Source organism: Acidovorax sp. SUPP3434, assembly GCF_030159015.1.
Classification (GTDB): Bacteria; Pseudomonadota; Gammaproteobacteria; order Burkholderiales; family Burkholderiaceae_C; genus Paracidovorax.
This window is the reverse complement of record NZ_BQXL01000011.1, coordinates 1-25,495: the sequence shown is the minus strand read 5'-3', so window position 1 is coordinate 25,495 and position 25,495 is coordinate 1. Positions and strand designations below refer to the sequence as shown.

Genomic DNA, 25,495 nt, shown 5'->3' with positions numbered 1-25,495 from the left:
TTGGAGTGCTATTATTTTTGTAGCTATATGCCCTAGTACTTATTGTGCTCTGGGCCCTTTTCGCTCTGAATACAAAAGGTCCGGCCAGATGGCGGGGCGCCCCGGCCGGAAGGCACCGAACACCGCGCATGGCATGCCGCTCACCACGGCACCGTCCCAAGCCATCCGTCAGGCGGGCGCGCCCTGCGCCAGCGGCTGCCCCAGGCTGCGCAGCACGTCGCGCACCATCTGCACCCGGTCCTTGGCCTCGGGCAGTTCGCGCTCGATGCGCAGCTTCTCGTTGCCGGCCAGCTTGATGTGCTTGTTCTTCTGGATCAGGTGGATGATGTTCATCGGATCGATCGGCGGCTGCGGCTTGAAGGTGATGTGGATCACGCCGGGCGCCGCATCCACCTTGACCACGCCATAGGGTTGGCTCATGCAGCGCAGGCGGTGCACGTCGATCAGGGTCTGCGCCTGCGGCGGCAGCTTGCCGAAGCGGTCCACGATCTCCTCCAGCAGGCTGTCGATCTGGTCGGTGGTCCTGGCGGTGGCGAGCTTCTTGTAGAACGACAGGCGCAGGTGCACGTCGCCGCAGTAGTCGCTCGGCAACAGCGCGGGCGCGTGCAGGTTGATGTCGGTGGTGACGGACAGCGGCGCCAGCAGGTCGGGCTCCTTGCCCGCCTTGAGCGAGCGCACGGCCTCCGACAGCATCTCGTTGTAGAGCTGGAACCCCACCTCCAGCATGTTGCCGCTCTGGTTCTCGCCCAGCACTTCGCCCGCGCCGCGGATCTCCAGGTCGTGCATGGACAGGTAGAAGCCGCTGCCCAGCTCCTCCATCTGCTGGATGGCGTCGAGCCGCTGTGCGGCCTGCTTGGTCAGGCCCTCGATGTCCGGCACCATCAGGTAGGCATAGGCCTGGTGGTGGCTGCGGCCCACGCGGCCGCGCAGCTGGTGCAACTGCGCCAGGCCGAACTTGTCGGCGCGACTCATGATGATGGTGTTGGCCGTGGGCACGTCGATGCCGGTCTCGATGATGGTCGAGCAAAGCAGGATGTTGTAGCGCTGCGCCACGAAATCGCGCATGACCTTTTCCAGCTCGCGCTCGGGCATCTGGCCGTGGGCCACGGCGATGCGGGCCTCGGGCAATATCTCTTCCAGCTTCTGGCGCCGGTTCTCGATGGTCTCCACCTCGTTGTGCAGGAAGTAGCACTGCCCGCCGCGCTTCAGTTCGCGCAGCACGGCCTCGCGGATCACGCCCGTGCCCTCGTTGCGCACGAAGGTCTTGATGGCCAGGCGCCGCTGGGGCGCCGTGGCGATCACGGACAGGTCGCGCAGGCCCTCCAGCGCCATGCCGAGCGTGCGCGGGATGGGCGTGGCGGTGAGGGTGAGCACGTCCACCTCGGCGCGCAGCGCCTTCATCTGCTCCTTGTGGCGCACGCCGAAACGGTGCTCCTCGTCGATGATGAGCAGCCCCAGGTTGTGGAATTGGGTGGATTCGGAGAGCAGCTTGTGCGTGCCCACCACGATGTCCACCGTGCCGTCGCCGATGCCCTTGATGGCAGAGGTGATCTCCTTGCCCGAACGAAAGCGCGACACCTCGGCCACCTTCACCGGCCACTTGCCGAAGCGGTCCATCAGCGTCTGGTAGTGCTGCTCGGCCAGCAGCGTGGTGGGTGCGAGGAACGCCACCTGCTTGCCGCCCGTGACGGCCACGAAGGCCGCGCGCAGGGCCACCTCGGTCTTGCCGAAGCCCACGTCGCCGCAGACCAGGCGGTCCATGGGGCGGGGCGAGATCATGTCCTGGATGACCGCGTGGATGGCCGCGTTCTGGTCGGCCGTTTCCTCAAAGCCGAAGTCGTTGGCGAACTGCTCGTAGTCCTGTGGCGAGTAGCGGAAGGCGTGGCCTTCGCGCGCCGCGCGGCGGGCGTAGATGTTGAGCAGCTCGGCCGCGGAGTCGCGCACCTGCTCGGCCGCCTTGCGCTTGGCCTTCTCCCACTGGCCGCTGCCCAGCTTGTGCAGCGGCGCCTCGTCGGCGCTCACGCCCGTGTAGCGGCTGATGAGCTGCAACTGGCTGACGGGCACGTACAGCACCGCCTTGTCGGCGTATTCGAGGTGCAAAAACTCTTGCAGCGCGGGCGTGCCGTCGGGGTTCTTCTGGCCCACGTCCATGTTGATGAGCCCGTGGTAGCGGCCGATGCCGTGCGCGCTGTGCACCACCGGGTCGCCCACGTTCAACTCGGACAGGTCCTTGATCAGCGCCTCGACATCGCTCACCTGCTCCTGCTTCTTGCGCCGGCGCGTGGTGGCGCCGGCGGCGAACAGCTCGGTCTCGGTCACGAAGTCGATGCCGTCGCCGAGCCAGCTGAAGCCCGTCGTGACGGCGGCCGTGGCAATGCCCACCTTCTCCTCGGCATGGGCCTGGAACTCGGCCAGCGAGTCGAAGGCCGGCGGGCTCAACTGCGAAGCGCGCAGGAAATCGAGCAGGCTCTCGCGCCGCCCGGCGCTTTCCGCCAGCAGCAGCACGCGGTGCGGGGTGTTGCGGATGTGGGCGTGCAGGCGCGCCAGCGGGTCTTCGGCACCGCGCGCCACCGAGAGGTCGCCCAGCTTCTGGAAATGGGCGTTGTCGGCGATGTCCTCCACGCCCGGTCGCAAGGCGAGCTGCGCGTGCGCGTTGGCCCGGGTGTAGAACTGCTCGGTGGTGAGGAACAGCGCCTCCGGCGGCAGGGCCGGGCGGTCCGGGTCGCCCTGGATCAGGCGATAGCGGTCTTTCGTGTCCTGCCAGAACCGCTGGAAGGCCGGCTCCAGATCGCCGTGCAGCACCACGGTGGCCTCGGCGCCGAGGTAGTCGAACACGGTCGCCGTCTCGTCGAAGAAGAGCGGCAGGTAGTACTCGATGCCCGCGGTGGCCACGCCGTTGCCCATGTCCTTGTAGATGCGGCTCTTGGTCGGGTCGCCCTCCAGCATCTCGCGCCAGCGGCTGCGGAATTTGGCCCGTGCGTCGTCGTCCATCGGGAATTCGCGGCCCGGCAGCAGGCGCACCTCCGGCACGGGGTACAGGCTGCGCTGGCTGTCCGGGTCGAACGTGCGGATGCTGTCGATCTCGTCGTCGAACAGGTCCACGCGGTAGGGCACCAGCGAGCCCATCGGAAAGAGGTCGATCAGCCCGCCGCGCACCGCGTACTCGCCCGGGCTCACCACCTGCGACACATGGGAGTAGCCCGCCAGCGTGAGCTGCGCCTTGAACTTCGCCTCGTCCAGCTTTTGCTTGACCTTGAAGTGGAAGGTGTAGCCCGCGAGAAAGGAGGGCGGCGCCACCCGGTACAGCGCCGTGGTGGCCGGCACCAGCACCACGTCCGCTTCGCCCTGGCTGATGCGCCACAGCGTGGCCAGGCGCTCGCTGATCAGGTCCTGGTGCGGGGAGAACGTGTCGTAGGGCAGTGTCTCCCAGTCGGGGAACAGCGCGCAGCGCAGCTCGGGGGCGAAGAACGCCATCTCGTCGATGAGGCGCCGCGCATCGGTGGCGTCGGCCGTCACGATGGCGGTGGTGCGCCGCGCGGCTTTCTCTCGCTCGCCCAGGCGCGCCAGCAGCAGGGCATCGGCGCTGCCCACCGGGCGTGGCAGAGTGAAACGTTTTCCGGGGATGAGTTTGGGGAGGTCCATGCGGGTGGCGGTGCGTCGGGCCCGGGACACCGGCCCCGGGGGCGCGGTGTGCGCGGCGGTCGGGCGGTGCGGGCGAGTGGCAATTCTAGGCGGCGTGCTCTCGGCGCACGTTGTCAGATGGGGACGCCCGGCCCTCCTACAATGGCCGCCCCATGACCGATCTGCTCCCGCACCTTTCGCCGCCACCGCTCTCCGGCCAGGGGCGTTTCTGGGCCCTGGTGCCGTGTGCCGGCGTGGGCGCCCGTGCGGTGGCGCAGCCTTCGGGGCTGGACCGGAGCGCTCCAGGCCAAGTGCCGGTGCTGCCCAAGCAGTACCAGCCGGTGGCCGGGCATCCCATGGTGCTGCACACCCTGGCCGCGTTCGCCGGCGTGGGCCGGCTGCTGGGCACGCTGGTGGCCGTGGCCCCGGGCGATGCGTTTTTCGACGGCCAGCCGCAGCCCACCTTCTTCGTGGCCCCCTGCGGGGGCGCCACGCGCGCGGCGACGGTGCTGGGCGGCCTGCGCGTGCTGCAAGAGCGCGGCGCGCTGCCCGAAGATTGGGTGCTGGTGCACGATGCGGCGCGCTGCCTGGTCACCACGGCGCAGATCGACGCGTTGATCGACGCCTGCGCCGACGACGCCGTGGGCGGGCTGCTGGCCCACAAACTGGCCGACACGCTCAAGACCGCGATCGACGGCCCGGGCGGCGTGCGCGTGGCCTCCACGGTGGACCGCACCGACAAATGGCTCGCCCAGACGCCCCAGATGTTCCGCCTCGGGCCGCTGCGGCAGGCGCTGGAGCACCTGGGCCCGGCGGCCACCGACGAGGCGAGCGCCATGGAGGCCATGGGCCTGCACCCCCGGCTGGTGCCGGGCGGCGCACAGAACTTCAAGGTGACTTACCCGGCCGACTTCGCGCTGGCCGAGGCGGTGCTGGCGCAGCGCATGCATGCCGCCACCCTGGACCGCTTCGGCGGTGCCCGGGGCGAAGCCTCGGCCGTGCCGGGCAAGACCATTTTTTAGGCGCCTGGAGCGCCTGCAGGAACGCGAACGATGAACATCCGAATCGGCGAAGGCTGGGACGTGCATGCGCTGGTGCCGGGGCGCCGCCTCGTCATCGGCGGTGTGGACGTGCCGCACACCATGGGCCTGCTCGGCCATTCCGATGCCGACGTGCTGCTGCACGCCATCACCGACGCGCTGCTGGGCGCCGCCGCGCTGGGGGACATCGGCAGCCACTTCCCGGACACCGACCCCACATTCAAAGGCGCGGATTCCGTGGCGCTGCTGGTGGAGGCCGCGCGGCGCGTGCGCGCGCAGGGCTACGAGATCGGCAACATCGACAGCACCGTGATCGCGCAGGCGCCGCGCCTGGCCGCCCACATCCCCGCGATGCGGGCCCGCATCGCGCAGGCGCTGTCGCTGCAGGAGGATCAGGTCAACGTCAAGGCCAAGACCGCCGAGCGGCTCGGCCCGGTGGGGCAGGGCCTTGCCATGGAGGCCCGGGCCGCGACGCTGCTGTTCGTCAAGCCTTCGCCGGCTTAGGGCGGCGCGGGGGCAGGTTGCGCTTGATCTGCGGGCGCTGCAGGCGCTGCTTGGGGTCCTTGCCGCCGGGCAGGTCGGTCGCCCGCTGCAATTGGATGTGGGCCACCAGCCCGCCCGATCCCGAGTTGGCCAGGGCGAAGATGCCGCCCATGCGCTGCACGGTCTTGTCCACGATGGACAGCCCCAGGCCCGCGCCGGCAGCCGCCGTGCGGGCCGAATTGCCGCGGAAGAACGGCTTGGTCAGATTGGCCAGCTGCTCCGGCGGCACGCCCGGGCCATGGTCGCGTACCTTGATCAGCACCCACTTCTCGCGCCCCTTGGCCGCGATGTCTACGGTGGCCGTGCCGCTGTCGTGCGTCTTGCCGTAGCGGCGGGCATTCTCGAGCAGGTTGGAGATCACGCGCGCCAGTTCGACCTCGTCGGCCAGCACGTTCAGGTCCTCGGGCACGTTCATCGAGATCTGCAGCTCGCGGTGGTCCTGCACGGCGTACACGCACGACGACACCACGCCATGCAGGTTGACCGGGTTCAGGGTCACGTTGTCGGGGCGGGCGTAGTCGAGGAACTTGTCGATGGTGGCGTCGAGCTGCACGATGTCGGCCACCATGTGTTCGCGGGCCACGTTGTCCGACACGCTCATTTCGGTTTCCAGCCGCAGACGGGCCAGGGGTGTGCGCAAATCGTGCGAAATGCCCGCCAGCATCACCGCACGGTCCTGCTCCAGCTTGGCGAGCTTTTGCGCCATGCGGTTGAAGCCGATGTTCACCTCGCGGATTTCGCTGGTCACGGCTTCTTCGTCGAGCTGGCTGGCGGCGAAATCGCCGTCGCGCACGCGGTTCGCGGCATACGACAGCTGCTTGAGCGGCCGGTTGATGAGGCGCGCGATGGCCGCGGCACCCGCCAGCGACAGGGCCGCGGCGGTGATGAGCCAGATCATCCACGTCTTGCCCCCGGCCGCGCTCAAGCGGGACCGGTCCATCAGCAGCCAGTTGGGGTCGCCGTTGATGGTGAAGCCCACCCACAGGCCGCTTTCGCCATTGACGTTGCTCGCCACGATGGTGCCCGGCCCCAGGCGGGTGGTCAGCTCTTCGGTCAGGCGCATGCCCAGGGCCGAGGCGTCCAGCAGGTCGAAGCGGTCGGACGGCTCGCGCGGCAGGATGCGAACGCCTTCCTGGTCGGCCATGGTCTTGATCAGCGAGACGCGCGCGATCGCATCGGCATGCACCAGCGCCGCGCGGCTCAGGTTCACCAGCGAGGCGATCTGCTGCGCCGTCTGCAGCGTGCGCGGCTCGAACTCCAGCGCGCGCAGCGTCTGCAGCCAGGCCAGGATGCTGCCCACCAGCAACAGCGCGAGCAGGAAGAACGTGCGCCAAAAAAGGTTCAGCCCCACCCGTGCGCGCTGCGCCCGCAGGTACACGGGGGCCTCCAGGGGGGCGGGGCTGGTGGCGTCGGACGACGCTGCTTCGTAGTTGGCGCTCATGTCGTGAGAATCATCGGGAAATTGCCGGAGGGCAGAGGGCGCCACGGAGAAAACGCGGCCCTCGGCAAAAGGGAGATCAGCTCGTGCCGTCCGGCACGAACACGTAGCCCACGCCCCAGACGGTCTGGATGTAGCGGGGCGCCGCAGCGTCCACTTCGACCAGCTTGCGCAGTCGGGACACCTGCACGTCCAGGCTGCGGTCGAACGGCTCGAACTCGCGGCCGCGCGCCAGCAGGGCCAGCTTTTCCCGCGACAGCGGCTGCCTTGGGTGGCGGACCAGCGCCTTCAGCATGGCGAACTCGCCGGTGGTGAGCGGCAGCTCTTCGCCGCTTCGCTGCAGTGCGCGCGTGCCCAGGTCGAACGTGAAAGGACCGAAGGTGACGACCTCGTTGTCGCCCGACGGAGCGCCCGGCGCCTCTTGCGGCGGCCTGCGGCGCAGCACCGCGTGGATGCGGGCCAGCAGTTCGCGGGGATTGAACGGCTTGCCCAGGTAATCGTCGGCGCCCACTTCCAGGCCCACGATGCGGTCCACGTCCTCGCCCTTGGCGGTCAGCATGATGATGGGAGTGCGATCGTTGGCGGCGCGAAGGCGGCGGCAGATCGAGAGGCCGTCCTCGCCGGGCATCATCAGGTCCAGCACGATGAGGTCCACGGTTTCGCGCAGCAGAATGCGGTTGAGGGCCTTGCCATCTTCCGCAACCATGACTTCGAAGCCCTCTTGCGTGAGATAGCGCCGCAGCAAATCGCGAATGCGGGCGTCGTCATCCACCACGAGAATCTTGTCGGTACGGTTGGTTGTTGAGGCCATTTGTTTCCCAAGTCCTATTTGTAACAGAGCCGATTCTGACCACCTTGAACCCCGAAGTTCGGCTTTTTGCCAGATACCTGACCAACTGTTACAAGTTTTGCCCCACCACGCACAGACGCTATCGGGCCTTTACCGCCGATTGATCCGGACCGGTTAACGTAGCGTTTCAAGGGTGTCCGATGCACCCGCCCACTTTCTCTTCACAAGGATTCCGATCATGAAAATTGCTATGAAAATAATAGCTGCAGGTGCTTTTCTGGTGTGCACTTGCGCCGCTTTCTCTCAAAACGCCGTGATGCCGCCGCCGCAGAACGTGCTGCAGCTGTCCGCGACCGGCACCGTGGATGTCCAGCAGGACCTGCTGGTGCTCACGCTGGCCACCAGCAAGGAAGGCGCCGACGCAGCCACGGTGCAGACGCAACTCAAGCAAGCGCTGGACTCCGCGCTGGCGGAGGCCAAGCGCTCTGCCCAGCCGGACCAGATGGACGTGCGCACCGGCGCGTTCGGCATGTACCCGCGCTATGGCAAGGAGGGCAAGATCAACGGCTGGCAGGGCCGGGCCGAGCTGATCCTGCAGGGCCGCGATTTCTCGCGCATCACCACCACCGCCGGTAAGATCCAGTCCATGCCGATCAGCCAAATCGCCTTCGACCTGTCGCGCGAGGCCCGCGAGAAGGTGGAGGGCGAGGCGCAGACCAAGGCCATCGAGCAATTCAAGGCCCGTGCGAATGAACTGGCGCGCGGCTTCGGCTTCAGCGGCTACACGCTGCGGGAGGTGGCGGTGAACAGCAACGAAATGATCCCCGGCCCCCGTCCACGCATGATGGCCATGGAATCCAAGATGTCGTCGATGTCCGCCGATGCGCCCGTACCGGTGGAAGCCGGCAAGGCGCAGGTGGTGGTAAACGTCTCCGGCGCCGTGCAACTGCGCTGAAGGGTTGGCGGGCTGACGCCCGCGCCGGACCGTCTCGTGCCCTGGATGCCAGGGCAGGGGGCGCCGGCGATCGGGCGGTTAAGGCTTTTCGTTCTTACTGGGCGGCCCAGCCGCCGTCCATGTTCCAGGCCGCGCCGCGGACATTGTTGGCCGCCGGCGAGCAGAAGAACACCGCCAGTTCGCCCAGTTCTTCGGGCGTGGTGAACTGCAGCGAGGGTTCCTTTTCGCTCAGCAACTGCTTCTTGGCGTCTTCGTTCGACAGGCCCTGGTCGGCCGCCTTGGCATCGACCTGTTTCTGAACCAGCGGCGTGAGCACCCAGCCGGGACAGATCGCATTGCAGGTCACGCCGGTGGTGGCGGTTTCCAATGCGGTGACCTTCGTCAGGCCCACGATGCCGTGCTTGGCTGCCACATAGGCCGCCTTCTGGGCCGAAGCCACCAGCCCGTGCACCGAGGCGATGTTGATGATGCGGCCCCAGTTGGCCGCTTTCATTGGAGGCAGGGCCAGGCGCGAGGTGTGGAAGGCGCTGGTCAGGTTGATCGCCAGGATGGCATCCCACTTCTCGACGGGAAAATCCTCGACGTTCGCCACGTGCTGGATGCCTGCGTTGTTGACCAGGATGTCCACGCGCCCGAACTGGCTGGCGCTGTACTTCATCATGTCCTCGATCTCCGCTGCGCGGCCCATGTCGGCCCCGTGGTAGGCCACCTGCGCGCCGTGGCTTTCGCCGGCCGCCAGCACTTCGGCACGGGGGCCGTCCACATCGCCGAAACCATTGAGGACGACGTTGGCGCCCTGGCGCGCGAGCGCCTTGGCGATGCCCAGTCCGATGCCGCTCGTGGAGCCGGTGACGAGGGCCGTTTTGCCTTGAAGCATGTGAGTCTCTCCGAATGAATTAGGATGAACGCAACCATTATCGAGCGCCCCGTGACGAATTCGTTCCCATGACCGAGCCTACGCTGAATTACGTGAATTGCCCTGGAATCGCTGCCAAGGAGGGCACGGCGGACGGTGCAGCCGCCAGCCATCGCATGGCGTATTGGGAATGGAATGCGACAGGCCAGCCGGACCATCCGCACGTGGTCGTCTGCGTGCATGGCCTGTCGCGCCAGGGGCGCGATTTCGATGTGCTCGCCCGCCGTCTGTCCCGCCACGCCCGCGTGCTGTGCCCCGATGTGGCCGGCCGCGGCCGCAGCGACTGGCTCGCCGATCCCATGGCCTATCAGGTGCCGGTCTATGCCGCCGACATGCTGGCACTGCTGGCCGACGTGCATGGCCGCGCTCCCATCCAGCAGCTGGACTGGGTGGGCACCAGCATGGGCGGGCTGATCGGCATGGCGCTGCTCGGCCAGCCAGGGTTGCCGCTTCCCGTGCCTGTGCGCCGGCTGGTCCTGAATGATGTAGGGCCGGTGATCGAATGGAGTGCGCTCCAGCGCATCGGCCAGTACCTCGGGCGGCCCGCCCACTTCGAAACGGAGCAGCAGGCAGCGGATGCCCTGTGGACGATCTCCTCCAGTTTCGGCCCCCATACGCCGGCGCAGTGGCTGGCGTTGTCGCGCGCCATGCTCCGGCCTGCGCCCGAGGGCGGGTTCGTGCTGCACTACGACCCGGCCATCGCCCAGCCGTTTCGCGCGATGACGCAGGAGGCCGCCGTTGCGGGCGAGGCGCAGCTGTGGCAGCTGTACGACCGGATCAGCGCGCGCACGCTGCTGCTGCGCGGCGCGCAATCGGATCTGCTCTCGCCCTCTACGGCGCAAGCCATGTCGCAACGCGGGCCCCGCGCGCAGGTGGTGGAGTGGAGCGGGGTGGGGCATGCCCCGACGCTGGTGGCGGACGAGCAGGTGGATGCGGTCGAGGCGTTCCTCTTCGATCCCAGCGAAAGAAGAGGTGGGCTGTGAAGAGCCTGGCCACTGCACCTCCCGCCACGCAGGGCCAGGGAGGCGCGGGGAGCGCGTCGCCCCGGTCCGATGCCGTGCCGCAGCTCATCGCTGCCACGGCGCTGTCGCTGCCCGAGCAGGCGGGTGCGCTGGCGCGGGCCCGGGCCTTTGCGGAACCGCTGCTGTCCAGCGAGACGCTGGAGACCGGTGAGAACACTTTCGCGCATGCCGAAGCCGTCGCCTTCATCCTCAAGAGCATCGGCGGGTCGGAAGCCATGCAGGCGGCCAGCTATCTGGTGCATGCCTGCTCGCACCTGAACAAGCCCGAGGAGGTCATTGCCAAGGCCTTCGGGCAGAACTTCGCCGCGCTGGCCGTGGAGACCACCAAGCTCATGCGCGTGCAGCAGCAGGCACGCGAAGCCCAGATCGCCGGACAGCCGGTGGACGACCCCGCCACGCAGACCGAGAACGTGCGCAAGATGCTGCTCGCGTTCTCCCGGGACCTGCGCGTGGTGATGCTGCGGCTGGCCTCGCGCCTGCAAACCCTGCGCTTCTATGCCGCCACCAAACGCGCCGTGTCGCCCGGCATCGCGCGAGAGGCCCTGCAGGTGTTCGCGCCGCTGGCCAACCGGCTCGGCATCTGGCAGATGAAATGGGAGTTGGAAGACCTGTCCTTCCGGTTCCTGGAACCGGAGACCTACAAGCAGGTGGCCCGGCTGCTGGACGAAAAGCGGGCCGAGCGCGAGGTGTACATGGAGCAGCTTCGCGGCCGGCTGGAGTCCGAACTGCGGGCCCGCAGCATCAGCGCCAGCGTGCAGGGCCGGCCCAAGCACATCTACAGCATCGTCAAGAAGATGCGCGGCAAGTCGCTCGACTTCGAGCATGTGTTCGACATCCGGGCGCTGCGGGTGGTGGTGCCGTCGGTGAAAGATTGCTACGCCGCGCTGTCCTGGGTGCACGAGCATTTCAAGCCCATCGACGCCGAGTTCGACGACTACATCGCCAAGCCCAAGCCCAACGGCTACCAGTCGCTGCACACCGTCGTGCGCGACGAGACGGGCAAGGCCATCGAAATCCAGATCCGCACCCAGGCCATGAACGACCACGCCGAGCATGGCGTGGCCGCGCACTGGGCCTACAAGGAGGCGGGCACCAAAGGCTATGCGGGCGTTTCGGCCTCCGGCGAATACGACGCCAAGATCGCGGTGCTGCGCCAGTTGCTGGCCTGGGAGCGGGACATGGCGGGCACCGTGCAGCACGGGGGGCTGTTCGAGGACCGCATCTACGTGCTCACGCCGGACGCGGCCGTGGTGGAGCTGCCGCAGGGTGCCACCCCGGTCGATTTCGCCTATGCGGTGCACACCAGTGTCGGCCACCGTTGCCGCGGCGCGCGCGTCGACGGTGCCATGGTGCCGCTCAACACGCCGCTGCAGAACGGGCAGACGGTCGAAATCACCACCGTCAAGGAAGGCCGCCCGTCGCGCGATTGGCTCAATGCCGAACTGGGCTACCTCACCAGCCACCGCGCCCGCGCCAAGGTGCGCGCGTGGTTCAACGCCCAGGCCACGCATGAGACCACGGCGCGGGGTCGCGAGGCGGTGGAAAAGCTGCTGCAGCGCGAGGGCAAGACCGCCATCAAGCTCGACGATCTTGCCGTTCAGCTGGGCTTCAAGACGGCGGACGCCTTGTTCGAAGTGGTGGGCAAGGACGAGTTCTCGCTGCGCACCATCGAGACGCTGCTGCGCCCGCCCGAGCCCGTGCTGCAGCCGGACGATTACCTGCTTCTCAAGAAGACGCGCACCTCCGAGACCGCGCCCAAGGGCGGGGTGCTGGTGGTGGGCATCGATTCGCTGATGACGCAACTGGCCAAGTGTTGCAAGCCTGCGCCGCCCGACAACATCCGGGGCTTCGTCACGCGTGGCAAAGGGGTGAGCGTGCACCGCGCCGACTGCAGCAATTTTCGCGAGATGGCGGCACGCAGTGCCGAACGCGTCATTGAAGTGGAGTGGGGGCAATCCAAGGCGTCCGCCGGTGCCGGCCCGTCGGTCTATCCCGTGGACGTGTCGGTCGAGGCTGCAGACCGGCAAGGCTTGCTGCGCGACATTTCCGAAGTCTTCGCCAGGGAGAAGACCAACGTGATCGGCGTTCAGACGCAGTCCGTGAAAGGCACGGCCTGGATGACGTTCACGGTGGAGGTGGCCGACTCTGGACGGCTCAACAAAGTGCTCGGCATCGTGGCCACGGTGCAAGGCGTGCGCTCTGCACGGCGCCGTTGAAAGAAAGCGCGCGAAGTTGCCTGGAACGCGTATTTTTTACTGCTACAATCTCTCTTCTCGAATACAAACAGGCGCGTAGCTCAGCTGGTTAGAGCACCACCTTGACATGGTGGGGGTCGTTGGTTCGAGTCCAATCGCGCCTACCAACTAACCATTGGTAAAAAGCCTTCTAGATCAACGGTCTAGAAGGCTTTTTCTTTTGTTGCTTCGTCGGTTGGGGTTTTATTGGGGTTTTATCGACTGCGGGTGAAGCCTTTTCGCTTCGAGACGAGCAGTTATTGGAGGCAACAAGGCACGCTGGGGGCGTGCCCCGCGGCGCGGGCCGTGGCGTTGGTTTGTTCGCACAAGCCGTCAACTAGAGGCGGCAGCTTCGGGCTGAGTGCGGACGGTCAGATTTGCCGCGCGAATGTCTGAGGTCGCTGACATCGGCCGTCGTGCGCCGCGAGCGACTTCGCTCGGTACAAGTCGCCCAACTTCAACGAAGACCGCCCGCCCGCACATCCTCGCTCGGAAGAAGAATGCCACCGCTTGGGCTGAAAAACCAGAGTGTTTGCGATCTCATTCAGCTATTGGCGGAAGGGCAGTCTCGACTTGTCGCTTGCGTCGACGTCGCGGTCGAAGTCATGGCGCGTGTAGTCACGAGGGTAGTAGGAAAAGCTCTTAAGGCGGTAGTACGCGTTTGCGTTCATGTAGCGCCGCGACATGTCCAGGCTGGCAAGCTCGGCCGATTCTGCATCCATTTCCCGGCTCAAGTGAACATGGGTGATGCCCGTCTCATCGGTGCTGCGCGAGTCCACAGCGACGCAGCCACTACCCGACCATTCATGCAACAAGATATTGGCAGTCTTGGGAGGGCCGTAGGCCACCACAGGGCCGACTGAAACGCCGGCAATGTGCTCGTCGTGTTCATCGAGGAATGAGCGAGTCTCGGTGAGTGTCTTGGCCGTCTCTCCCGCGTAGAGCAACACATTGACTTTGGCAGCCACTCCGTTTTGTCCGCAAGCCTTAAGGAGCTTGGAAGCTCGATGCAGGTAACGATCAGGGTGTGCCGATTTGCGCATGCTCAGGATCTGAGTGGGAGAGGCGGTCTCGAGCCCTAGGTCCAGGACCTTCATGCCGGCTTCGGCCAGGCAGGCGATAGTCTCTGGCGTCAGCGCATCGACACGGCTCTCTGTGCGCCACTTGATTTCTAGGCCATGTGAGCGCACTGCGCTAACCAGACAAGTGCTCCAGTTCAGATTGGGCGCGAACATCGACGATTGCAGGTACGGGCGAACATCGCTGGTTCCGTACTGCCCCGCGATCATCGCCAAGGCGGCCGCGATCTGCTCGGCTGGCAGCAGTTTCTCGAGGGGGATGTCAAACTGCACCCCATGCCACACCCTCGCGACGCCTCAATGCTTGGCTGATACCGCTCAAACCCCGAGACCAGTCGATGGTTCAGAACGAACTGCGGCGTCGGTGCGGAGAGCCGGCGCACGATCGGCGTGGCGGTGAGCAAACTCGTTATGACAGGCTCAGCCAGCCCTGGAATAAGCAAGTCCGCTTCAGGAAGCTTTTTGCGAAGCCAGCCAGGATCCGGACCGACAACCCAGCGCCCGCCAACGATGATCTTTGCGCAGGGGTCCGCGAGGCGGACAAGCTTGCAAAACCGTTGCGCCCATCCGAGAGCGTAGAAGCTCGGGATCGACAGCATGACCGGCAGTGAGGACGGCAACGTTCCGTCTTGCACAAGCGCGTCGAGTAGTTCTCTGGGCTCGCGATGCTCGCCGTGCACCAGCAAGGTCTTGAATCCCTGATCATTCAGGATCGTTGCAAGCGAGAGAGCGCCATAGTTCAAGTAGAGCTGCCGGCGAGCCAGCATATGATCGCGCTTCTTGGGCGACAGCATGCCTGCGGACACGAACGCCACTGTGTTCGATCGCCTCATTTCGAGCAGCGACCCGCGAACTGCGGCTTTAGAAGGAAAGCAGTGCCGTTTATTAGTTTTGAAGGCATCGACGGAAGCGGAAAGTCTGAGCAGGTTCGGCGGATTGTCAAGCACCTGCGTGATTCAGGTCGGTCCGTACTACAGACCAAGGAGCCAGACGGAGGACATCTAGGTGCGGAGGTGCGAGCGATCTTGACGCGGCCTCAGCGCACGCTGGACCCAACGGAGCAGCTCCTTTTGGTCAGCGCTGCTCGTTACGACCACGTCAAGAATGTCATTCGGCCAGCTCTGGCCGCCGGAGCCTGGGTCGTGTCCGACCGATTCTTGGACTCCACCTCCGCTTTCCAGGTGTCTGTGTCTGAAACGAATCTTCGTCCACTCTTTCAAGCCACCTGCGACATTGTCGTAGGAACCACACTCCCAGATCTAACGCTTATCCTTGACCTGCCGCCGCAAGTGGCTATAAGCCGCCGCAGGCTGCGTGGCGACCAAGAAGATGACCCCGCGGAAAAAACCCGGGATTTTTCAGCGATCCGAAGCGCGTTGCTTGAGATTGCACGCAACGACCCGCGACGGTGCCGCGTCGTGAATGCAGACCAGCCCGTCGATCAAGTCGCTGCCGCAGTACGTCGCATCATTGAGCAGTCGCTGTGACTGCGCCTGCGAAGAGTGCTGCCGCGTGGCGCTGACATCAGTTTAGGCTTTTTGTGCACCAACACACCCGTAGTCTTTTAGTGACGCGCCTGATGGAATCGCTGGCGGTCCTCGCCCCAGGCTCGGTATTCGAGAGGTTCGCCGTCGTCCTGATAGAACAGCTGCACGACATCACGCTGGTGCAGCGCGGATCTTCCGTCAATGGCAGCCCTGTCGGCGGTGCGCTTGATGCCGTTTCGGAAGACGGCCGCGTGGTCGTGGAGGCCTCCATCGTCAAGGGGTATTTTTCGGGGCAGATGGCCAAGCCCTGGGGCGATCTGGAGCACGCGCTTGATCTCGCGCCGAGAGCACAAGATGTCTACCTTCTGAGCTCGCAACGTGCTGAAACGGGGAAAATCGAAGGCATGGTCAACGAAGCGCTCGGGCAAGCGCGGATGTCCGGTAGGCGCCTGCATCTTATGGACAGCCGGGCGATCGCTGAGGCCATCGTCGATACGCTCATGCTTCGGGACGGCGCCATAGACAAGCTGTCGGTCCACCTGCCTGTGTTGTCGGACATTCGGGACGACCACCCCGCATCTCTGACCGCAGCACCATTGAGCGAGAATTATTTGCCAAACACAGCGGTCGACATGGAACTTGACCGGCTGCTGGAGACGAAGAAATGCGTTGAGATCACAGGCATCGGCGGCATCGGCAAATCTCAGGCCGCAGCCGCGTGCCTGGCGCGCGCAGAAGGTCGATTCCACTACCGTTTCTGGGTCAGCGGCAGAGATATCGACGGCATTGAGCGCCTCTCTGCGGTCCCTCTGCGGCGCGGAGGTGCCGAACGAAACGTGAGTGCCTTGCTGCGGCGAGAGCGCACGATGTTGGTCCTCGATGACGCAAACGCCCGGCTTGACCCATGCGGGCTGGCGAACTTGTGCGGCCCCGACTCGCGGGTCGTGATCACGCGGCAGCACTCATCCCCAGGAGCGTTCGCCATGCCGCTGATGGACGAGAATCAGGCCCGCACCTTGCTCACCCACGACGTGGCGAGCCAGCTATCCGACAAAGCCTTCCGCACGATTTGGCGAACAGTCGGAGGTCACCCACTTACCCTGACGATGCTGAACGCCGCGGCACGGGAAGGATCGTCTTGGAACGAGCTTGCGAATGAGTGCGCGCACGTAGCCAAGTTTCAACTGCACGGAGCGCGGCTTGCCGACAGCATCCTAGGAAGGCTCAGGCCGGCGCTTGAGGAGGAGCTGAGCCTCTTTCAATGGGCGGACCAAAGTAACTTAGATCGAGCCTTTTTTGAACACGTCATCGGTTCCCTTCGTATGAGGGCGTTCGAGCGCCATGGCCTCACGGCGCCCGAAGGTAAGGCATCGATTCGAATTCACGACATCGTCTTCACAGCGCTCAAGTCCCTGGACTGGCTAACGACACAGCGATCCAGGGCAATCGACGGTCACCTGGAAGCGTTCATCGTCAAACAGATCCGGGATGACGGGCATGGCCTGCAGCTGATCGCCTCGCAACTGCGAGCCAAGATCCGAAGAAACGTCGAGAACGGTGACCGACGTCCGGCCTACCTTTATGCCTTGGCGATGACGTGGAGCGGCGGTGCAATCCCTGTCCAGTTGCTTCCCGATCCGATTCAGGAAGCCAAGCGACTGAGCGCTCTCAGCGCTCGCGAAAACGAAGTGGCGATCCTGGTCGTGCTGGAGACGATCGAAGCTAAGGCGCGCTTTCTTAAGCACACCATGGGAGAAGTTGCGGTCACCAGCTGGCTCAATTCAGTGATGCAAGCCTACGGAGCGCTCGCTGGCATGGCAGACCAAAATGCTCGCCAAGTGGCTGAGATCAAGCACCACCAGGCTAAAGTGTTGCGCACTCTCGGGAGGGATTCCGAAGCCGAGGAGCTATTCCAGGAGGTGGTCGCCAGTTATCCCCTGAACGATGCCAAGCTCCAGCTGGTGAGGTCCCTCGGCCTCAGGCCCGAGGGCTATGCGGCGGCAAAGCAATACGCCACAGACATCATTGCCGCAAAGCTAGAGGACGCAGGCGTCTCGCCATCTCTGCTCCTGGCACTTGGAGACACACTCAACCTAGCTCGCAAGACATGGGCGGGAGAGCTTCTCGACCAACACGAGGAGATGTTTCTTGGCGAGGCGCTGTACAGCGCCGGGATTGGTGTTCCGCAGGGCTATCACTCGCTGGCGAACTTTGTGCGAGCGCTCATCTGGCATGCCCCTGAGCGAGTCGAGGGGGTGCTGGCGCGCCTGCCTGAGCCTACCCCCTTGATGCTGGACGATGATCAGAGCCGAGGCGCTTACGCCGAAATCATGATGATCGCAGCGCAAGCGAGCGAGAACGAGACGTACTTGAGCCAGGCGCTGCAAGCGTTTGAGACTCTCCAGTCTCCCAACGCCTACCAACGGCGCAAATGGGGTGAGACGCTCTACAGGCTGGATCGATTCATCGATGCAGAGGCTATTCTCGAGACCATCAGCGACGATCCGGGGCGCCCTTGGCTGGCCCATAATTTGTCGCAGGTCAAACTTGCGTTGGGCAAGCTTCCGGAAGCACTAGCGCTGATCGACGAGTCCGTAACCGCTGCGGTTGGCGCGAACGAGAGGTACCGCAGCAGCTTTCTTCTGCAGCGGATCAAGGTCAAGCGTGCGCTGCAACTAGACGCTTCCGCCGATATTGCCGAAGCTTTGAGTTTTACTAAGCACCCTGGTCTTCTCAAGCAAATCTCTGAACTCGACGGGTAGGTACAGCTTGGGGGATGTCATGACTGAATCGCCCCGGGTTTCGCGGAGGCTGTTTGGTTTAAGTCAGGTCACCACAGCAGTGGCCTGATTGGCAAGTTGCCGATAGTAGTTTGCCTCAGCCTCTGCAGGCGGGATGTACCCAATGGGTTCGAGCAGGCGATGGTGATTGAACCAGGACACCCATTCGAGCGTCGCAAACTCCACGGCTTCCACGGTGCACGGCGATGGATTAACTCGGCCTTGTAGAGGCCGTTGATGGTCTCGGCCAAGGCGTTGTCGTAACTGTCGCCCTTGCTGCCCACGGACGTCTCGATGCCGGCTTCAGCCAGCCTTTCCGAGTACCGAATGCTGACGTACTGAGAGCCCCTGTCGCTGTGGCATATCAGGCTCCCATCACGTTCGGGCTGCCGGGCATACAGGGCCTGCTCCAATGCATCAAGCACGAAGTCCGTTCGCATCGAGCTGCTCACCCGCCAGCCCACGATTCGACGCGCGAACACGTCAATGACGAAGGCCACGTACAGCCAGCCCTGCCAGGTAGAGACGTACGTGAAGTCAGAGACCCACACTGGTTCGGCCGTTCGGCCCGGAACTGCCGGTTTACCCGGTCCAGCGGACAAGGCGCCTTGGCTTCCCCGACGGTTGTGCGTACGACCTTGCCCCGCATCACGCCGCGCAGTCCCATCCTGCGCATCAAACGCTCGACCGTACAGCGGGCCACCGTCACGCCTTCGCGTTCCAGTTGCCGCCACACTTTGTCGGCACCATAGACCTGCATGTTGGCCTGCCAGACGCGTTGAATCTCGGGCGCCAGGGCATCGTCTCGAAGAACCCGGGCACAGCGCTTATGGGGCTCGCGCAGCAGCGCTACATGTCTTCGATAAGCCGACGGGGCAACCTGCAACACCTTGCAGAGCGGCTCGACCCCGAAGGCATTGCGATGCCGGTCGATGAACGCCTTCACGACTTCAGTCGGCGGTCGAGCTCCGCCTGGGCGAAAAACGCGCTGGCCAGCTTCAGTATCTCGTTGGCCCGGCGCAGCTCTTTGACCTCGCGCTCCAGTTCTTTGAGCCGTTGGGCTTCAGCTGTGGTGACACCTTCTCGCGTGCCTGCATCCACTTCGGCACGCTTGACCCATTCGTTCAAGGTCTGCGGCACGCACCCAATCTTGGGGGCGATGGACTCGATGGCTGCCCACAGCGATGGATATTGACCCCGCTGTTCTTGCACCATCCTCACTGCGCGCTCACGCACCTCAGGCGAGAACTTGTTCGTCTTCTTCATGGCTCAATCCTCTCAGAGCGTTGAGCCTCCGCGAGGCCCGGGGCGATTCAAAGCGCCAGCCGGTAGTTCCGTTCCTGGCAGCTGGTGTAGGTCTTCTCAGGGTAGTCGCGTCTTACCAAAATATCTTGCGTTGGTTGATTTGACATTGTCATAATTTATTTGGTAAAATTTGACAAAAGGAGGCGACCAATGAGTGACGGACCGCATAGAAGTTTGGACTTGAGGAAGCAGTGGAAGAAGCTGGCGGAGGTCGGCGATAACCAGGCCTATGCCAATGTTGAAGTGGCTCAAGCGGCCGCAACAGCCCTGGCGAGCGACTTCATCAACGAGGTCTCTTGGAAGCTCATCAACATGCTGAAGTCCATCTTCAGCTGCAGTGACAATTCCTTGGGCTCCCCGGAAATCGCGTTGCAGCAACTCAACGATGCTCGCGCTTTGGCTGGGGGATCCGTATTTGGCCAAAACGCAGTGTCCTGCAGCGAGGTACTCGTGGCAGAGGGCCGGCTTGAACTTCAGGCGTTTTATGACGCTATTGGCCTTGCTGCCAAGATGCGAGGGCTTGCTAACGCAAAAGCTGTTGAAGAGCACTATCTTCGTCAGTCGACGGTGCGAAGGGCAAATAACGTGGCCGGCCGGATCAAAAGCGCCGTGGTTGGCTTCTCCGAAAGCAAACTTGGGTCTCTGCTTATAGATGCCCGTTCAGCGATCACTCGATCTCATAAACGGAAGAGCAAGAGCGGCCTTGATGATGGAGTGGCGTTCTCATGAACACGTTGGCGTTAAGAGAGCTTGTTGTTGATGTTGTTGAGCCGAACGGGCGCTGTCGAAAAGGCGCAGAGCCTTGCCGGATCAATAAAAACATTACCTTTGACATAGGGGCTCTTGAGTCTTTTTCGTCTCGCCGGTGGCAACCCTTGGTCTACGACTTGTTGCTTCTGGCTGCCGCGGTGGAGTTTTGCGACCGTACTCTTCTGCGGAGTTCAATGAATTGGGGGCGACGATTCAAGTTGCATATTCCTGTTCATGAGCCGTATCAGTGGAAGGAGGCTTCAGTTGTTAGGGCGTTGACCGAAGCGCTGAATCTTTTGACCGGCGATGACTGGCACTTTGAGTTTCGTCCACGAAAGACTCCCGCGCCACGTCCCGCTCAAGAGCGAATGACCTTCCCTGCAGATGCGGAGGCCGTGATTGCGTACAGCGATGGCATGGACTCACAAGCTGTTGCAGCGTTGGAGGGTAAAAGGCTAGGAATGCGCCTCGTCCGAGTGCGTGTGGGCAACAAACAGCATGATATTTCGAGGGCAGATCGAAAAGAGAGGCCTTTTAGGGCGGTTCCTTATGACGTAAAGCTAAATAAGAGGAACGGCGAGTCCAGTGCACGTAGTCGTGGGTTCAAGTTCAGCGTGGTGTCTGCTGTTGCTGCGTATTTGATTGAAGCTCCGGCAGCCATCGTTCCGGAAAGTGGACAGGGCGCTTTGGCACCGGTATTTTTGCCTGTGGGGCATGGGTATGAAGATTATCGAAATCACCCTGCCTTCACTTCAAAAATGGAACGTTTTTTTTCAACGATATTAAATTACTCAATTAAATTTCAGTTCCCTCGTCTGTGGTCCACCAAAGGGGAAACCCTGCGAGAGTACGTTGAGGTCTGCGAGGCGGGGGCTAAATGGCAAAAGACCCGGTCTTGTTGGCAGAACTCAAGACAGGTATCCGTTGGGCAATCGAGAAGGCAGTGTGGAGTCTGTGCTGCGTGCATACTCCGTCGGCTCAGCGTGCATGCTGCAGGTCTGATTGAGCCTCCGGAAGTCTATGTATGGGAATCCTTGAGCGCTGAAAAATGGAAGGAAGGTGCATCCGAAAAGTTCTCTCAGTTTACGAAGGCCTTGTATGAATACTCAATCGCTGGGATTCTCCATTTTGAACATTTGGCGTTGCTCCCGACTTCTTCTCAGTACGAACTAATCAAACGCTTGAAGACTTACGAATTAGCTCGTTCCCTAGGGCAAGGTCCTCAGGATGTTTCACAGAAGTTGGATAGGCTGCTGCAGCAACACGCCAAGGAATGGGCGGCATTCACGAAGGACCTGGGACCGAGGTCATTCGTGAGGCAATGGATAGATGAATTATGATGACTAAAGACAACTATGAACTGAGCCAACTTGAGCTCGGCGAAAGACTTAGAGGTGCGCGTGAAACTGCAAACCTTACTCAAGACCTGGCAGCTAAGGCTGTCGGCATTTCGCGAACGACGTTGGTCGCTATTGAAAAAGGCCAGCGTGTAGCGAAGCTGAAGGAATTACAAGATTTATGCCGGTCTTACGGAGTGTCAGTCAACTCTATATTACGTCGCGAGTCCGTTCACGTGGACCTTGTGCCACGCTTTCGAGCGTTCGCAGAAACCGGTGACGCGGGAGTCGACCAAGCTGCAAAATTGCTCAATGATTTGGTCAAGGCCGAAGTCGAGTTAGAGAACATTCTTGGCATTAAAAAGACCTACAACTACCCATCGGAAAAGAACATTCTTCCGGGAGATGTACGTCAGCAAGCAGAGCAGGATGCTCTAAGTCTGCGTAACTGGCTGGGGCTGGGGGAGGGGCCGATCCACGATCTTTACGCCATCCTTGAGCTGCAGCTCGGCATTCGTGTTTACACGCGAAAACTCGACGCCAAGGTTTCAGGTCTATTTGCCTACGACGATGCGGTGGGAGCTTGCATGCTCATCAATGCGGGGCATCGAAAAGATCGGCGAGCTCAAACGGGAAGCCATGAGTTGGGGCATTTCATTGCGACTCGCCGCAAGCCTGAAATTTACCAAGATTCTATTTATGAAAACTCTCGCGACGAGCGATATGCCAATGCATTTGCCCGGGCATTTTTGACGCCAACGAGAGCAGTCATGGAGAAGTTTAAGGAGGTGACCATCGGGTCCACCCACCTCACGCGCCGTCATATCATTTTGCTGGCTAACTTTTTCGGTGTATCGCGCCAAGCCATGGTGATGAGGCTGGAAGACTTAGCATTAACGAAGAGGGGGACCTGGGATTGGTTCGTTGACAACGGTGGCATTACCGATGATCAAGTCCGCCAAGTGCTTGGAAATGTTGCGGAAGAGCAGTTTGTTGCACAGTCTCCTCAATCGTCGAGGCTGTATTTAATGGCAATTGAGGCTTGGAAGAAGGCGCTGATCAGCGAAGGGCAGATATCGGACTTGCTTAAACTTAATCGTGAAATGGTCCGGGAGCTGCTGGACGAAGCTGAAGAGGATGAGGTTGATGACCTTTTCAAGCTGCCTAGTTGAGCAATCCAACCCCCTTGTTCTCGATGCCAGCGTGGTCATCAACCTGCTGGCGACAGGACATGCAGGCATGATTCTGCAATCCTTGCCTGGGCGCTCATACGTTACTGAAAACGTCGTTGGCGAAATTAATGGTGGTGCTGGGAGTGGTCGTCCAGAGTCGAAGCAGCTTTTCGATCTCATCGAGGGAGGGCCTCTCGAGGTCGCTGTCTTAGACGAACTGGCGCTCGAAAGTTTCATTGACATCGTATCTGGCTCAGCGTCGGAGTCACTGGGTGACGGTGAGGCTGCAACCTTGGCTTTTGCTTATCACAGCGGGCTGACAGCGGCTATTGACGAAAGGAAAGCCACCCGCATTGCTTCTGAGCGTTTTGCTTCGCTCAGAATGGCAACCACTGTGGACATCCTTGCTCATTCCTCTGTGATGCACGCTTTGGGACAAGAAAGGCTTTCCATGGCTGTTCTCGATGCCCTCCGCTTGGCAAGAATGCAGGTGGGCCTGCCCCAGTTTGAGTGGGTGGTCGAACAAATTGGTGTGGAAAACTTGGCGTTGTGCCCAAGTTTGAGGCGTCTCGTAAAGAATTTACCTGCGAGCGGCCGCTGCCTTACTCCTTCGGGTGTTTTCGCGCCTCCGGCATGAATTTAAGTAGCCTCTAGCCTAGGTGATCTTGCATTCAATGGAGCGGAGGCTGCTGGCACCAAGATGCGTTAAGCTAGCGTATTGCGAGCGTTATGCTTGCAGGAGCAGCTCAATGGCCATTTCCAAATCTCAGGTAGTTAGTGTTCGCGTGGAGCCGCACATCAAGACAGCTCTGCAGTCCGCCGCTGAACGCGAGATGCGGAGCCTTGCCAACATGGTTGAAGTGATGGTGGTGGCGTACTGCCGTGCGCAGGGCTATCCGCTGGACGGTGTGCCGGATGACACTTTGTCTAACACCAACCTGCGGGGAAGCGCTGCGTGACGGTGAAGAGCCGAGGCCGTGATGCTCAGCGCTCCATGGAAAGCCGCCAACGCACCGCTGAAAAAGAGCTGGCCGACTTGTTGGACCAACTTATAGCGGGTGTTCGAGTGTTCCAGGCGAGAGGGCAAGAGGCCCTTGACGACAGTGATCTGGCAGACCGCATCAAGCGTGCGGCCAAGTCATCTGCCATCCGTCTGTATGGACAGTTCGACGTTGAGCACGGCGAGGCGCTGGGTGTGCGCGCCGACATGCCTGCTCCGCAGGTGGCCTGCTGCGGCTTGAAGGTGGCGGCCAAGCCTGAGGACTGGATGGCCCTGGTGTTTGCGCAGTTCATCGGCTGGAATCCGGACCTCAATGACGGCGTGCGCCTGAACATCCGCCCCTTCATGACCGCTGAGGTTCTGCGCCACAACAAGAAGCCCAAGCTCAACATCACCTGGGACAAAGATCGAGGCAAGGACGTGGAAAGCGCGCCGTGGTTCAAGGTGTTTGAGGGGGATCGAATCAATGACCACCATTTGACATTGACGGAGAAAATAGCAGCAAAAGGAAGCAAACCATGATGCTCAAAGAAATTCAGCTGGTGAACTTTCGCGGTATCGCGAGTATGGAGCTGCCGTTCACTACCAGAACCTCGGCCATTTTGGGCATCAACGGTGTGGGGAAATCTGCGGTGCTCGATGCGCTGGCTATCGCCCTGTCTAACATGACGGAGCGTATTGCGGGTCAAGCCGCCAAGGCTCGGGATATCTCGCCCGACGACATCAAAAGCGATGCTGCTTATGCACGAATTCAAGTCACGGCTGACCTAGATGTTCATACATCCACCAGTCAGCTTTCCGCGGCTGAAGTTGGTATCGATGGTTCCGTCGAGTCGCGTGTCCATGCGCTAACCACCTGGGCCATAGCGCGCAATAGAAAAGCTGGAAAGCACCCAGAGGAGCGTAGCAGCGACCTTGATCAACTGAATTCGCATACCAGTCTGTTCAATGGTCGGATGCTTTATGCCGAAGCCAATCACCAGCCCACACATTTGCCTTTGGCCGTGTATTACGACGTGCACCGGGCTGTGCTGGATGTCCCATTGCGGGTCAAGGAAAAGCTCAAGAACACCCCGCGCGAGGCCTACCACGACGCCTTGGGTCATGGTGGCACCGACTTTCGGGGATTCTTTGCTTGGTTTCGTGACCGTGAAGATGCGGAAAATGAGCGCATTCGCGATGAACCCGGTTATATAGACCGTGATTTGCAGGCGGTGAGGGCGGCGGTGGAGAGCTTCACGCAGTTCACCGCTTTGAGGATTCGGCGCAAACCATCATTGCGCATGACTGTAAAAAAGAACAAGACAGAGCTGAATGTGCTGCAACTGTCGGACGGGGAAAAGTGCCTTTTGGCTCTGGTGGGTGATTTAGCGCGGCGATTGAGCTTGCTCAATACCGACCGAGAAAACCCCTTGCACGGTGAGGGCGTGGTGTTGATTGATGAGATCGACCTGCATCTGCATCCCAAATGGCAGCGCTCGGTGGTGGCATCTTTGGAGCGCACTTTCCCACATTGCCAGTTCATCATCACAACGCACTCGCCACAGGTGGTGGGTGAGCTTGCTCCCGAGTCCGTGCTTTTGCTGCGCGATGGCGCGTTTGTCGGGCATGCGGAACGCTCCTTGGGGCTGAGCAGCGGGGATGTGCTGGAAGAGTTGATGGATGCGAATGCCAGCAATGTGGCGGTAGCTTCCCAGCTCAGCACTATTCGCACCTTACTGGATGAGGACGATATAGCAGGTGCAGAAAAAGTGCTGGCGGGGCTGCCTGAAAGCGTCTGCGATATTCCACAGGTGCTGGAGCTGCAAGCAGCCATCAAGAGCCTGCAATGGTTAGAGGATGATGAAGCATGAGGTTCATCAATAAAGGGGGGCAGCCAGAAGAACTGATTCGGTGGAAATGACCCGTCCTGAATGAGGTTGACACCTTTCTGTTCATCAGAAAGGAAAGTCAAGTGGATCAATGGGTTAAGAGAACGCAGAAGGACTACACACTGGCCTTTAAGCTGGCGGTGGTGGATCAGGTA

At 62.1% G+C, this 25,495-nt stretch carries 20 protein-coding genes, 1 tRNA gene, 1 pseudogene and 1 other annotated feature; of the genes and pseudogenes, 15 read left to right on the top strand and 7 right to left on the bottom strand.

The genetic code is table 11. The features are described from left to right. Positions 1-168 precede the first annotated feature (168 nt). Positions 169-3,642: a transcription-repair coupling factor gene (mfd, locus tag AVKW3434_RS16730; RefSeq protein WP_284406738.1), complete on the bottom strand. Its 3,474-nt coding sequence runs from the start codon at positions 3,640-3,642 to the stop codon at positions 169-171. A gap of 152 nt (positions 3,643-3,794) precedes the next feature. Between mfd and AVKW3434_RS16725 the strand changes: the two genes are divergently transcribed. Together AVKW3434_RS16725 and ispF are read left to right on the top strand one after the other, a co-directional pair. Further along, complete coding sequence (locus AVKW3434_RS16725) at positions 3,795-4,643, top strand: IspD/TarI family cytidylyltransferase (RefSeq protein ID WP_284406737.1); 849 nt, start codon at positions 3,795-3,797, stop codon at positions 4,641-4,643. 30 nt (positions 4,644-4,673) lie between these two features. Next, positions 4,674-5,165: a 2-C-methyl-D-erythritol 2,4-cyclodiphosphate synthase gene (gene ispF, locus AVKW3434_RS16720; RefSeq protein WP_284406736.1), complete on the top strand. Its 492-nt coding sequence runs from the start codon at positions 4,674-4,676 to the stop codon at positions 5,163-5,165. On the opposite strand, the gene AVKW3434_RS16715 is transcribed toward ispF, so the two are convergent. Both AVKW3434_RS16715 and ompR read right to left on the bottom strand, forming a co-directional pair. Continuing rightward, positions 5,146-6,645, bottom strand: a complete 1,500-nt coding sequence (locus AVKW3434_RS16715) for a sensor histidine kinase family protein (RefSeq protein WP_272564092.1) — start codon at positions 6,643-6,645, stop codon at positions 5,146-5,148. The genes ispF and AVKW3434_RS16715 overlap by 20 nt on opposite strands. Before the next feature lie 76 nt (positions 6,646-6,721). Beyond that, positions 6,722-7,453, bottom strand: coding sequence for an osmolarity response regulator transcription factor OmpR (gene ompR, locus AVKW3434_RS16710; protein ID WP_272564091.1), 732 nt, complete (start codon positions 7,451-7,453; stop codon positions 6,722-6,724). Positions 7,454-7,670: 217 nt separating this feature from the next. Between ompR and AVKW3434_RS16705 the strand changes: the two genes are divergently transcribed. Further along, complete coding sequence (locus AVKW3434_RS16705; RefSeq protein ID WP_284406735.1) at positions 7,671-8,387, top strand: SIMPL domain-containing protein; 717 nt, start codon at positions 7,671-7,673, stop codon at positions 8,385-8,387. A 94-nt stretch (positions 8,388-8,481) separates the two neighbouring features. On the opposite strand, the gene AVKW3434_RS16700 is transcribed toward AVKW3434_RS16705, so the two are convergent. Next, positions 8,482-9,264: a 3-hydroxybutyrate dehydrogenase gene (locus AVKW3434_RS16700; protein WP_284406734.1), complete on the bottom strand. Its 783-nt coding sequence runs from the start codon at positions 9,262-9,264 to the stop codon at positions 8,482-8,484. A gap of 68 nt (positions 9,265-9,332) precedes the next feature. Here AVKW3434_RS16700 and AVKW3434_RS16695 point away from each other — a divergent pair, with 68 nt between their 5' ends. From AVKW3434_RS16695 to AVKW3434_RS16685, 3 genes are all read left to right on the top strand, one after another. Next, positions 9,333-10,286, top strand: coding sequence for an alpha/beta fold hydrolase (locus AVKW3434_RS16695; protein WP_284406733.1), 954 nt, complete (start codon positions 9,333-9,335; stop codon positions 10,284-10,286). Positions 10,287-10,291: 5 nt separating this feature from the next. Then, positions 10,292-12,541, top strand: coding sequence for a RelA/SpoT family protein (locus AVKW3434_RS16690; protein WP_502869110.1), 2,250 nt, complete (start codon positions 10,292-10,294; stop codon positions 12,539-12,541). Between the two features lie 69 nt (positions 12,542-12,610). After that, positions 12,611-12,687 (top strand) — tRNA-Val (locus AVKW3434_RS16685). 420 nt (positions 12,688-13,107) lie between these two features. Here AVKW3434_RS16685 and AVKW3434_RS16680 read toward each other — a convergent pair. Continuing rightward, positions 13,108-13,911 carry a radical SAM protein gene (locus AVKW3434_RS16680; protein WP_284406732.1) on the bottom strand — a complete coding sequence of 268 codons (804 nt, stop codon included), beginning with the start codon at positions 13,909-13,911 and terminating at the stop codon, positions 13,108-13,110. Beyond that, positions 13,845-14,585 carry a radical SAM protein gene (locus tag AVKW3434_RS16675; protein ID WP_284406731.1) on the bottom strand — a complete coding sequence of 247 codons (741 nt, stop codon included), beginning with the start codon at positions 14,583-14,585 and terminating at the stop codon, positions 13,845-13,847. The genes AVKW3434_RS16680 and AVKW3434_RS16675 overlap by 67 nt, the downstream gene beginning before the upstream one ends. Here AVKW3434_RS16675 and tmk point away from each other — a divergent pair. Together tmk and AVKW3434_RS16670 are read left to right on the top strand one after the other, a co-directional pair. Next, positions 14,514-15,125 carry a dTMP kinase gene (gene tmk, locus AVKW3434_RS24245; RefSeq protein WP_284413682.1) on the top strand — a complete coding sequence of 204 codons (612 nt, stop codon included), beginning with the start codon at positions 14,514-14,516 and terminating at the stop codon, positions 15,123-15,125. The two genes, AVKW3434_RS16675 and tmk, sit on opposite strands and share 72 nt — an antisense overlap. A 92-nt stretch (positions 15,126-15,217) precedes the next feature. Then, the gene (locus AVKW3434_RS16670; RefSeq protein ID WP_284406730.1) at positions 15,218-17,887 is read left to right on the top strand and encodes a hypothetical protein; all 2,670 of its coding nucleotides are present in this window, start codon (positions 15,218-15,220) and stop codon (positions 17,885-17,887) included. Positions 17,888-17,950: 63 nt separating this feature from the next. Here the strand turns inward: AVKW3434_RS16670 and AVKW3434_RS16665 are convergent. Next, positions 17,951-19,171, bottom strand: a pseudogene (locus tag AVKW3434_RS16665) (IS3 family transposase). Beyond that, positions 18,777-18,893 (bottom strand) — a sequence feature (AL1L pseudoknot). (Overlaps the previous pseudogene by 117 nt.) Positions 19,172-19,360: 189 nt before the next feature. Between AVKW3434_RS16665 and AVKW3434_RS16660 the strand changes: the two are divergent. The 7 genes from AVKW3434_RS16660 to AVKW3434_RS16630 all read left to right on the top strand — a co-directional run bounded on the left by AVKW3434_RS16660 (position 19,361) and on the right by AVKW3434_RS16630 (position 25,322). Continuing rightward, positions 19,361-19,939 (top strand): hypothetical protein, encoded by a 579-nt coding sequence (locus tag AVKW3434_RS16660; RefSeq protein ID WP_284406729.1) that lies wholly within the window; start codon positions 19,361-19,363, stop codon positions 19,937-19,939. After that, positions 19,936-21,300, top strand: coding sequence for a 7-cyano-7-deazaguanine synthase (locus AVKW3434_RS16655; protein ID WP_284406728.1), 1,365 nt, complete (start codon positions 19,936-19,938; stop codon positions 21,298-21,300). The genes AVKW3434_RS16660 and AVKW3434_RS16655 overlap by 4 nt, the downstream gene beginning before the upstream one ends. Continuing rightward, positions 21,300-22,469 (top strand): XRE family transcriptional regulator, encoded by a 1,170-nt coding sequence (locus tag AVKW3434_RS16650; protein WP_284406727.1) that lies wholly within the window; start codon positions 21,300-21,302, stop codon positions 22,467-22,469. Before AVKW3434_RS16655 ends, AVKW3434_RS16650 begins: the two co-directional genes overlap by 1 nt. Further along, positions 22,444-23,106, top strand: a complete 663-nt coding sequence (locus AVKW3434_RS16645; protein ID WP_284406726.1) for a PIN domain-containing protein — start codon at positions 22,444-22,446, stop codon at positions 23,104-23,106. Before AVKW3434_RS16650 ends, AVKW3434_RS16645 begins: the two co-directional genes overlap by 26 nt. A gap of 112 nt (positions 23,107-23,218) precedes the next feature. Continuing rightward, complete coding sequence (locus AVKW3434_RS16640; protein ID WP_284406725.1) at positions 23,219-23,428, top strand: hypothetical protein; 210 nt, start codon at positions 23,219-23,221, stop codon at positions 23,426-23,428. Between the two features lie 35 nt (positions 23,429-23,463). Beyond that, entirely contained in the window at positions 23,464-23,991 is a 528-nt protein-coding gene (locus AVKW3434_RS16635; protein WP_284406724.1) for a hypothetical protein, read from the top strand. After that, positions 23,988-25,322: an AAA family ATPase gene (locus AVKW3434_RS16630; protein ID WP_284406723.1), complete on the top strand. Its 1,335-nt coding sequence runs from the start codon at positions 23,988-23,990 to the stop codon at positions 25,320-25,322. The genes AVKW3434_RS16635 and AVKW3434_RS16630 overlap by 4 nt, the downstream gene beginning before the upstream one ends. Positions 25,323-25,495 lie beyond the last annotated feature (173 nt).